The organism is Halothiobacillus sp., assembly GCF_028710545.1.
In the GTDB taxonomy this organism is placed as follows: Bacteria; Pseudomonadota; Gammaproteobacteria; order Halothiobacillales; family Halothiobacillaceae; genus Halothiobacillus.
Window position 1 is genome coordinate 1 of the sequence record NZ_JAQTTX010000068.1, and the last position, 10679, is coordinate 10679.

The window sequence follows — 10679 nt, forward strand, 5'->3', positions numbered from 1 at the left end:
ATTGCGCGCGCTGTAACTCCAGCGCCTGAACCGCCGAGCGCGCCTGCTCAAGGGCGATCTGCGCCTCATGCCGCTCGACGCCTGCGGTCTGCACGGCCTGCACGTGCTGCTGAACACGTGCCAGCGCAGCTTTTTCCTGCTGCGCGATCTCATGCTGACGGGCACCGAGCGCGGTGAACTCGGCCTGCCGTTCGGTTTGCTGCGTAATCAACCCGTCCAATCGATCCGCGAATTGTGCCAATCGCTGATCGATTTGCGTCATCTGCGCCTCATCGCGCGCCAGTGATTGCTGCGCCTGCTCAAACTGGTGCTGGTTGCGATCCACCGTCCGCTCCAACTGCTGAAGCGCCTGGCCGGCCTCACCGGCCTGGCGACGCAAGGCCTGCACGGCCTGCTCTGCCGTTTGCTGGCGCGCATTGAACGCATCACGCGCAGTGCGGGCCTCTGCCACGATTTGTTCAAGACGGCGCATTGTCTCTTCCAGTCGTGCCCTATCTGCACTCAATTGCCCGTGCTCAGCCTCCATTCGCACAACCTTAGCCGCTCGATCCGCCTGCTGCTGTTCAAGCTGTTGATACTTGCGACGCAGATCCTCCAGCGACCAGTGCAGGCGCTGACGCTGCTGTTCGAACTGGTGTTGCTCGGCCACGAGCCGCTCGACCTGCTTGCGCTGCTCCGTTAACTGATTTTGTATCCGTTGGAATTCAATCTGTGCCTGCTCCGCCGCAGTTTCGGCTTCGGTTCCGGCCTGCTGCAATTCGGCCAGACGCGTTTGTTGCGCCAGTCGCACGGCGGCTTGATCACTCCCGCCACGCCCGATCCAGTGCCGACCGACCTGCCAACCATCGGCCAAGACGAAACAGTGACCGGATGGCAGGGTGTGGCGCTGCGCCAATGCCTCGCTCAAGGACACTGCGGGATGGCGTGTGTGCTGCCAATCGCGCAGCCAGGGCGCCAGCGCTTCGCTTGGGCTGGGCGTCTGTTCGAGGCCGGACTTTGACTCGGACGGCTGCGAATCCGGCGCTACCCACCAACCCGTTGCGGGCATCTGATCGGCATTCCAGGCTCCCACCAGAGCATCCAGATCATCTACGCAAGCCGCCTCGATGCCCGCACCAAGTGCATACCCCCACCAGGCGTCGGCATGTGCATTGGCGAGACGCCGAATGAGTCGCTCGGCTTCAGGTGAATCGTCTTTCGATGTTTGGTGGGCCGCCAGAGCCCGCTCAAGGCCGCGGCGTTCGGCCTGCAACGCATCGGCATTCTGCCGCAGAGTTTGCGTCTCTTTTTGCATGGCGGCAGCGCGCTCCGATCGTTCAGCCAGAACCGCTTGCTGTTCAGCCAACACCGCTTCGCTTTCGGCTTGCGACTGTTCCAGCGCACCCATCCGGGTTTCGGCATCCTGAATCTGTTCGGTTATGGCGGCCATCTGCCCGGTGGAATCCGGCGCGGCCACATTCGCCCGCTCGGTTTCCAGCCGTTGCAACTGCCGCAGCAATGCGGCGTACTCCGCCTTTGCCGCGGCCAAATCCTGCTGCGGCCGTGCCAGTTCCTCGTGTGAACGCGCCCACTCGGCCCGCATTTCGTTCAAATGGGCATCGGCTGCCCGCAACTGCTCCTGTGCTCTGGCGCGATGCTCCATGGCGTTTTGCCGCTGTGATTCGAGCGTGCGCCGCTCCTCGGCCAGACGGGACAGTTCAGCCTGTAGCGCCGTGCAGGCCGCTTCCAACCGCGTTCGCTGGGCAAGATCATCCTGTCGCTGTTGCTGCGTTGATTCGATTCGGGCGGCAAGCTCCCCCAAACGTCCCTGAAGTTGCGCCTGCTCGGCCGCCAGTTGGTATTGCCGGGCCTGAACTTGTTGAAGAGCGCTCTGGGCCTCCGTTCGCGCTTCATCCTCCTGCGCCCACTGCGACTCGACCTGTGCCATGTGTTCGGTCGCCTTCGTCATGTTTGCCTGAGCGGCTTGCCACTCGTCTTCCAGCGCCGCGTGGGCACGTTCGGCCAGAACGACCTGTACCGCTGCTTGCTCGACGACTTGACGGCGCCGCTTTTTCTGCAATTCCCGATAGCGCTCAGCCGTCCGCGCCTGCCGCTCCAGCTGGCTTTTCTGGCGACCAAGCTCGTCGGCGATATCACTCAGGCGGCTGAGATTGTCCAGGGTTTGCTGGATACGACTTTCGGTTTCGCGACGGCGCTCCCGATACAGTGAAATGCCGGCCGTCTCCTCGAGATAGGCACGCAGATCCTCAGGTTTGGCATCGACAATCCGGTTGATCTGGCCCTGTTCGATCACAGAATAAGAGCGCGCGCCGACACCGGTACCGAGGAACAAGTCCACCACATCGCGGCGGCGAACCCGAGTTTGATTGATGGTGTAGCGCGATTGCCCGTCCCGACCCAGACTGCGGCGGATGACGATCTGATCATAAGCACCGAACGGCCCGGAGAGGCGACGGGCGCTGTTGTCGAACGACAGCTCAACCACGGCCTGACTCGCCGCCGGACGCTGCCCGCTGCCCGCGAAGATCACATCGTCCAGCGACTGGCCACGCAGCTGCTTGGCGGAAGACTCGCCCAACACCCAGCGGATGGCGTCGATCAGGTTGGATTTGCCGCAACCGTTCGGGCCGACAATCGCCACCCGCTCGGCGGGCAGCAAGATTTCAGTCGGCGCGGCGAAGGATTTGAATCCGGCCAGATACAGCCGTGTCAGACGCATTCGCTCACTCCGCGAACATATCGAAGCGGCACACTGCGATTCGAACCTCTATACTGGCGGCCAGAATTCATTCCATTCCTTTTAACCATAAATACAATTCGGCCTTTAACCAGACCGATACTGATGCAAGGTGATTCATGAGCACTCAGCCCAGCAAAACACTCGAAACCTTTCCCAACCCCTTCCCGGACCGCGACTATACCATTCACATGACGATCCCTGAGTTCACTTGCCTGTGCCCGAAAACCGGCCAGCCCGATTTTGCCACGATCAGGATCGATTTCGTGCCCGATCAACTCTGTGTGGAACTCAAGTCACTGAAAACATACATGTGGTCCTTCCGTGAGGAAGGCGGCTTTCACGAAGCAATGACCAACGGCATTCTCAATGATCTGGTCGCAGCCATCTCCCCCCGGTTCATGCGGGTAACCGGCGAGTGGAATGTTCGTGGCGGCATATACACGAATGTAGTCGTCGAGCATCGCCACCCCGGCTGGACGCCAGCGCCAAAAATCGAACTACCGTAAATCGTCTCTCTGCCGCGACAAAAATACTTCAGGTAAGAAATATCCTACAGACTGAAGTGCTGTCCGCGACTCGTTCATTCAAGAAAGACGGTTAGAATCGGATCATCGCCCGCATCGAAATTACATCACTCGATGCAATGGCTTGCTCGTGGAGGAATCTTGTATGGAAAACGTGCAATATCAGAATAAACCCCAATACTCGGGGACCCAGGGCACCCTGCTGGTGGCCAAAAACGACGACCGCATCCACTCGCTGGATGAAACCGAACAACAGACTCATATCAATCTGGACCAGCCAGCCTTGATCGGCCTGACCCCGCCTTTTGTCAATCAGCGTTTTGCGTTGCGTCAGGGCAAAACGACCATCGGCCGGCGAGAAGACAACAATATCGTTCTTGCCGACGGCAGCGTATCGAGCCTGCATGCCTGGATCATCGAAGACAATGGTCAGTATCGCGTCATGAATATCCTGTCCACGAATGGCAGTTTCGTGAATGACGTGCGCATCACAGAAGCGCCCCTGCAAGATGGCGACCGAATTCGTTTCGGTGGCGTCGAACTGCAACTGCATACCGGCCTCGCCAACAAAAAAACGGCTTCATCAGGGAAAAGCCGACTGCTCGCCTTTGCCGCGATTGGTATCGTGGCGCTCGTCGCTTTAGGCTGGGCATTCATGCGCTAGTTGGTCGCCCCGATATACAACGGGTAATAAAGCAGGGCAAAATACACGGCGGGGTTTACCCGCCTTTTTCGTGTCACTTAAGGGAGCACTGAATAATTCCATCCTGGAATTCTCAGAGCACGCAAAGCAAAAGGCATGAATTTGCGGGCAGAAAATGGAATGACCGGAGCATTACTGGTGTACTGTTTCGCTCTTGGAGGCACTTTCAGAGCCCTCCGAATGCGTCAGGACAAGGCGCCGTGCGCAGGCAATGGCCAAACCCTTGGCAAGCACAGCAACGCCGTCATGGCGCATTCGGAGGACTCCCTTCGGGCGAGCCGCTGGCCGATCATCTGCGGACTTCGTCAGCTCAATGCGAAGCAGGCGTAAGCCCGCGTTAGTGTTGCGCCCGCTTGCAAGGGGGCGGCCATTGCGGCGCGAGCGCGCCTTGCATCTAATCGGCCAGCGACTCGCTGAATGTACCTCCAAGAGCGAAACAGTACACTATGGAGCAGTCATGTCGAAAATGTTTGGGCGGTTTGAAATCCAGGGCGAGCTGGGACGGGGCGCGATGGCCATCATCTATCGCGGCTACGACCCGAAAATCGAACGCACGCTTGCCATCAAGACCTTAAGACCGGAATTCTCCGCCCATGCCGAATACCGGGAACGTTTTCTCACCGAAGCCAAGGCGGCCGGCACATTAAACCATCCACATATCGTCACCATCTTCGATGTGGGCGAGGTGGACGGCATTCCCTTTATCGCCATGGAATTACTCACCGGCATGACGCTGGGACAACTCGGTGACAGTCACCCCGAGGGCATCCCACCCGGCACGCTGGTCGAACTCGCCATACAAATCGCTGATGCACTGGATTTCGCTCATCGACACGGCGTGGTGCATCAGGACATCAAGCCCGAAAACATCATCCTGCAACACGATCAGCTCAACATAAAAATGATGGATTTCGGTATCGCCCGGATTACCCGTGACACCGATACGCCATCAAGCGAGGGCGCGCGAGCCTTTCTTTCCGGCACCCCCCAGTACATGTCGCCCGAACAGATCACCGATCAACCCATCGACGGGCGCAGCGATCTGTATTCGCTCGGCGTGGTGCTGTACGAACTTCTGGCCGGACACCGCCCCTATCAGGATGAGGATCACTGGGTCGTATGGCAGAAGGTGCTCAAGGAACCACTCCCGACACTCAGGCCGCTCAACCCGCGCACACCGCCGGATCTGATCGAACTGGTAAACACCTTGCTCGCCAAAGATCCAGACGAGCGTTACCAGTCCGCGGCCGGTGTCGCAGCCGATTTGCGCTCGATTGCCCAGCGCATGAACGAAGGCACCGAACGTTGGCTTTCGAGCAGCGTCATCCCGTTACGCATCCGCTGGCCGCTGCTGATGGCGCTGGTCGTTGCCATCGCCATGGTGCTGGGCATGATTTGGGTCTATCACAAGCAGAACAGCGTGATAACGGAGCTGGCGTACGATTACGGCTTCAGCTTGTCCGAATGGGTTGCGGTACAGACAGCCGAAGATCTCCTACTGCAGGACAAACTCGCGCTCCAATCCTGGGTGGACAGCATGAGCCATAACCGCGAGATTGTGTACATGGCGATTCGTGGTGAAAAAGGTCAGATCGAAGCGCAAACGCGGGGCGATCAACTGGTGGCTAGAATGGCCGCACAGCTCAAGGACGATCACATCGTTCTGGCTCGGGGTGATTTACGCGTGTATGCGGTGCAACAGGACGCCGGGGCACCGTTCTATGTCTTTGAAACGCCGATTACCTACCAGAATCACACCATCGGCCAGTTACGCATCGGCCTGACGACCGACGCACTGGCAACCGCGAATCGCACCACGCTGCTCACCCTGCTGACCTGGTTCGCGATTGTGCTTTTGGTGGTGGTTGCAGGCACCTACTGGCTGACAAGACGCCTTCAGATGCCGCTGGATGTCGTTGCCAACGCACTCGATCAGATCAAAATGGGGCGCCTGGAACATCGCATACGAATGCACCGGCGGGACGATTTCGAACGCTTGTTTGCCGCTTACAACGCGATGGCCGACGTACTGGAGGCAAGGCAGTTGCAACGCGATGCTGCGCAGATCGAACACGATCTGCCGCTTGGCGTGGACAAACATCAGGGAACAGCCAAAGATCCTGTTGAATGACAAACCGTCTACCGCAGCTTACAGCGGTATCGATTCGTGCAGAGCTGCCTTAGGGAAGCGCTGATTTATTCAGTGCTTCCCGCTTGGGGCAGGATGCCCCAACACGAACAAAGACGTACGTCTTTGATTCGTTAGAGCCATCGCGGGCGTGTACCGCGATGAGCGAGCTGATTTATTCCAAGGATGGAATAAATCAGCATTTACTTAGGTGGCTTCTTTCGATCCGGGTGCAAACACCCTTCAATAGGTGCTTACTGCTCGTTGAGTTGACCCAAGCGACGCTTTAGCTCCTGCGCACGGGCGCGATAACCCAGAGCGGGCTCATAGTTCGGATCCAGCGCCAACGCCTTGTCCCACAAGGCAATCGCCTCATCCAGATGTTGTTTGCGATAGGCTATCAACGCGGCTTCGTGGTATTGCTGCACCCGTTTTTGCTGCACCTGCGCGGCGCGCGTTTTGGCCAGCTCAAGACTGGGATCGATCGCCAGCGCCTTGGAAAATTCTTTCGCCGCTTCTTCCAACTGATTTTTCTGCATGGCAGCCAGCCCCGCTTGCTGCGCCGCCAGTGCCCTGGCCTCCTCGGCTGGAGATATCGGTTTGACAATGGCGTTTGATCCGGCCTCTTCTGGCTTCACGGTTTGCGATTCACTGGCAGGCGCTGCCGGTTCCGCCGTCGAAGTGGAAGATTCCGCGCCTTTGGTCGTGGCCGGGCTGACGGTTGGTGCTTCAGCAGTGGGTTCGTCTGTTTTCAGGGTCTGCGGCTCGTCGGGTAATGCTTTGAGCTTCTTCTTCGAAGGAATCTTGATGGTCTGCCCCACCTGAAGATCCCGCCCCCGTTTGATGTCGTTGTAACGCCCCAGAATAACAAAGTCCATTGGATTACCGAGAAAGCGGGCCGCCAAGCCGCCAAGCGTATCGCCCGGCTGAATGGTATAAGTGGAAACAGCCGGCCCCAGGGCCTTGGCCGGGTCTATCGTCAGCTGTTTCTGCAGATTTCGCGCCGCCAGATTTTTTGGATCTTTGGCGAGGAAGGTCTGCAGCGCTGCCCGTGCCCGATCGTGCTCACCGTTTTCGATCAGTTGGATGATTTGTCCAATGCTGAGTAAAGGGGCTTTGTTACCACTCGTCGGTTTCTCATGCTCCATGCTCGAACTGACTGTCTTAGAAGACGGTTCTTTCGATTGGTCCTTGCTTAGTTGCGCACAGCCTGAAATCGATACTGCCCCCGAGGTCAGCAACGTGACCAATAGCATGGTACGACCCGAAAACACCATCGAAGCTCGCATGAATTACCCTATCTCATTCCATTGCCGTACAAAACCATTGCGCGAGCACCTCGAAAATGCCCAAGGATGGGGTTTTTCGAGGCACCCCCGAAAGCGGAAACCCCGTATCGTAGCCTACTCGGAACCACCGCCAGCGGCAAGAGTCGAAAACGTGCCAAGACCGGCAAAAATCCTGCCAAACAAACCGTCGGACCGGCTGCTAGAATAGGTTCCAGCACACTTTTCTTCTGCCTCACATCGAGCACCCCATGTCTACAACCCTGACCGATACCCCCCAGCCTGTGTCACCAGCGGCACCGGTGGAAACACAATACCGCGTCCTCGGCGCCATCAGCGTTTCGCATTTCCTCAATGATCTGATGCAGTCGCTGATGATCTCGATTTATCCGCTGTTCAAAAGCAATTTTGACTTGAGTTTTGCCCAGATCGGGCTGATTACCCTGTGTTTCCAGTTGACGGCCTCCATTCTGCAACCGTTGATCGGTCAGGCGATCGACCGCCGACCGATGCCCTACTCGCTGGTGCTCGGCATGGGCTTTACCTTCAGCGGATTGATCACCCTGGCGTTTGCCCCGAGTTATGGCTTTTTGCTCGCGGGCGCGGCGATGGTGGGCATCGGCTCGTCGATTTTCCATCCGGAATCCTCACGCGTGGCGCGCATGGCATCGGGGAAACGGCCCGGTCTGGCCCAGTCCATCTTTCAGGTGGGCGGCAATGGCGGCTCCGCCGCAGGCCCGCTTCTGGCCGCGCTGATCGTCATTCCGCATGGGCAGGTCAGCATCTCCTGGTTCAGCGCAGCGGCCTTGTTGGCGATGGTGGTGCTTTTTTTCGTGGGGCGCTGGGCGACCGTTCAACACCGCAAACCCAAAACCGCACGCCATCTGCCGCCGGTCGATCTGTCCCGTTCGCTGCGTTTGTGGATCCTGGTCGGCCTGCTGACGTTGATGTTCTCCAAGTTCCTGTACCTAGCCAGCATGAACAACTACCTGACGTTCTACCTGATGCACCGCTTCGACCTGCCGGTTCAATCCGCACAACTGCATTTATTCATTCTGCTGTTCGCCGTGGCGGCGGGCACGATGCTTGGCGGGCCGATCGGTGATCGCATCGGTCGTCAGCGCGTCATCTGGTTGTCGATTCTGGGGGTTGCGCCCTTCACATTGATACTGCCGCACATGGGGCTGGAAGCGCAATCGATCCTGCTGCTGGTTATCGGTTTCGTACTGGCGTCCGCCTTCCCTGCCATGGTGGTTTACGCGCAAGAACTGTTCCCGAACCGGATCGGCGCCGTGTCCGGGCTGTTCTTCGGATTTGCCTTCGGCACGGCGGGTATCGGGGCTGCCCTGCTCGGCCAGTTTGCCGATCATTTCGGTATCGAAACCCTGATTTTCTATTGCAGCTTTTTACCCTTGATTGGCGTGATTGCGCTGTTTCTGCCCGATCTGCGTGAGCAGCATCCAAGTACGCCGACGATATCCGCAGCCTAATCAGCACTGCAAGAAAAGGCTTTTATGTCACTTGTTAGAAGTACGCAAGGAAGATGCTGTTCAAACATGCTCAAAAGAATTTTTCTGGATGAAAAGCAGCTGCATCCCTTTTATTTTATCCGATGAACGAAGCCCGGAGCGCACGTGCAGAATCGTACCGCAGATCAGCCGGGTGCCTTCGGGTGCATGATCATCATGGACATACACATCGTCTGTCTTTTGCATCGAGATTAAACCGGCAATGGTCAGCGTCTGATCGCTTTCCGACGTCAAGACGGCGAGACTCGGTGTGCCAAACTCATCGAGTTTTTGCACGAAAACAGGCCGGGCAACAAACCCGAAGCGACGATTCGGGATGCTGCTGGCAATAAAATCGGCAACCTCTTCTGCGCTCATCGAGGTAGCGGGTTTGTGTGATGAAGAATCAATCATTTTGAATCACCCAACAAAAACAAGAGCAAACCGTGCTCTCTGATCAATGACTACAGAAACCAATCTGTGAGCCGCTCATCAGAAAACGCTCTGGAGTCCATCAAAAATCATCCAAGGCATCTACAAGCACACCCAAGTCAAACGGGAACCCGCCCGCCAGCCTGAAAATGGCGCTGCAAACACGCGAGAATGCTTTGATGCGAAGGCTTCAGAGCGAAGCCAAACAAGCGAGTCGGGCACGCGCCGCGACTCGCTTGAACTCGTCACACGCTCAGGGCTATGGAGCCACCCTGAACACCGAACCGATCCCATGCGCGCCACCGCTGCGGGTTTCGCCATAGATAAAGCCACTGACTGGGTCAAACATCATCGGGCTTAGCGGGCTGGCCCCATCGGGGTTGAAGGTAAAGGGGTGCAGCACGGTAAAACCTGTGCCATCCGGGGCGATCTTGAACACTGTGCCGGCACTGTTGACTGTGTCCGATAGGGCGGTGCCATAGAGCATGCCACCGTGCGCCAAGAGCCCAGCTTGCGGATTGATGCCATCGGTGCTCGGATCGAGCGAATACAAGTTTGAGTAACCCGAGCCATCCGTGTTGACCTTGAATATCACGCCGTAGCCATTGCCGCCATTGTTGGTGGTGCCGTACAGCGTGCTGCCCATCAGCGCTACATCGCCATAGGGGTTGGCACCATCGCCAGTGGCACCGGTAAAGCCGTGCAATACGGCGTAGCCGGTGCCATCGGTATGGATGCTGAATACAGTGCCACTGTTGCAGGCCGAGGTATCGCAGCCATAGGGCGTAGTGCCATACAGTGTATTGGTGGCTGGGTCGAGCATCACCCCGCCCTGCGGATTCGAGCCATCGTTGTTCACATTGCCATTAAAGTGATGCAGGATCATATAACCACTGCCATCGGGTTTGACGCGGTACACGCAGCCCCGTTCGTTCGTTGAGCCGCCGTTGTAGGTGGTGCCGTACAGATAGGTGCCGTCAAACGCCAAATCGCCTTCGGGGGTGTAGCCATCGGCTGAGGGATCGGCCGGGTTACCCAAAAACTCATGTACCACCTGAATCCCGCCGCTGGTGCCATCCGCGCTGATTTTGAACACTGCGCCACCCTGCTGACCGATGGTGTTATCGCCGGTGGAGGCGGTGCCGTACAACATCTTGGTGGCAGCATCGTAGACCATCGTGCCCAGCGGGTTGCTGTAGCCCGATGCGTGAAAATCAAACAGAATCGATTCGTTGTAGCCGCCACTACCGTTTGGCGTGAGCTTGAAAATGGCGCCGGTGCCACCCGAGCCGCCATACGGCGTGGTGCCATACAGATTGCCACTCGCATCGGCTACCAAGCCACCAATTTGCGGGTTG

At 57.8% G+C, this 10679-nt stretch carries 8 protein-coding genes; 4 read left to right on the top strand and 4 right to left on the bottom strand.

Annotated elements, in window-relative coordinates:
* A partial coding sequence (locus PHD44_RS11390) for an AAA family ATPase (protein WP_300191771.1) occupies nt 1–2719 on the bottom strand: 2719 nt, incomplete at its 3' end.
* A 137-nt stretch (nt 2720–2856) separates the two neighbouring features.
* On the opposite strand from PHD44_RS11390, the gene queF reads away from it, so the two are divergent.
* From queF to PHD44_RS11405, 3 genes are all read left to right on the top strand, one after another.
* Nucleotides 2857–3246: a preQ(1) synthase gene (gene queF / locus PHD44_RS11395; RefSeq protein WP_300191774.1), complete on the top strand. Its 390-nt coding sequence runs from the start codon at nt 2857–2859 to the stop codon at nt 3244–3246.
* A 163-nt stretch (nt 3247–3409) separates the two neighbouring features.
* Nucleotides 3410–3928: an FHA domain-containing protein gene (locus PHD44_RS11400; protein WP_300191776.1), complete on the top strand. Its 519-nt coding sequence runs from the start codon at nt 3410–3412 to the stop codon at nt 3926–3928.
* Nucleotides 3929–4424: 496 nt separating this feature from the next.
* Nucleotides 4425–6098 (top strand): serine/threonine-protein kinase, encoded by a 1674-nt coding sequence (locus tag PHD44_RS11405; protein ID WP_300191779.1) that lies wholly within the window; start codon nt 4425–4427, stop codon nt 6096–6098.
* Between the two features lie 251 nt (nt 6099–6349).
* Here the strand turns inward: PHD44_RS11405 and PHD44_RS11410 are convergent, their stop codons facing one another.
* A complete protein-coding gene (locus tag PHD44_RS11410; RefSeq protein WP_300191782.1) occupies nt 6350–7243 on the bottom strand; it encodes a tetratricopeptide repeat protein in 894 nt (297 codons plus the stop codon).
* 389 nt (nt 7244–7632) lie between these two features.
* On the opposite strand from PHD44_RS11410, the gene PHD44_RS11415 reads away from it, so the two are divergent.
* Entirely contained in the window at nt 7633–8871 is a 1239-nt protein-coding gene (locus tag PHD44_RS11415; protein ID WP_300191784.1) for an MFS transporter, read from the top strand.
* Nucleotides 8872–8931: 60 nt separating this feature from the next.
* Here PHD44_RS11415 and PHD44_RS11420 read toward each other — a convergent pair whose 3' ends face one another.
* Both PHD44_RS11420 and PHD44_RS11425 read right to left on the bottom strand, forming a co-directional pair.
* Nucleotides 8932–9303 carry a hypothetical protein gene (locus tag PHD44_RS11420; RefSeq protein ID WP_300191786.1) on the bottom strand — a complete coding sequence of 124 codons (372 nt, stop codon included), beginning with the start codon at nt 9301–9303 and terminating at the stop codon, nt 8932–8934.
* A gap of 277 nt (nt 9304–9580) precedes the next feature.
* A partial coding sequence (locus tag PHD44_RS11425) for a choice-of-anchor tandem repeat GloVer-containing protein (protein ID WP_300191788.1) occupies nt 9581–10679 on the bottom strand: 1099 nt, incomplete at its 5' end.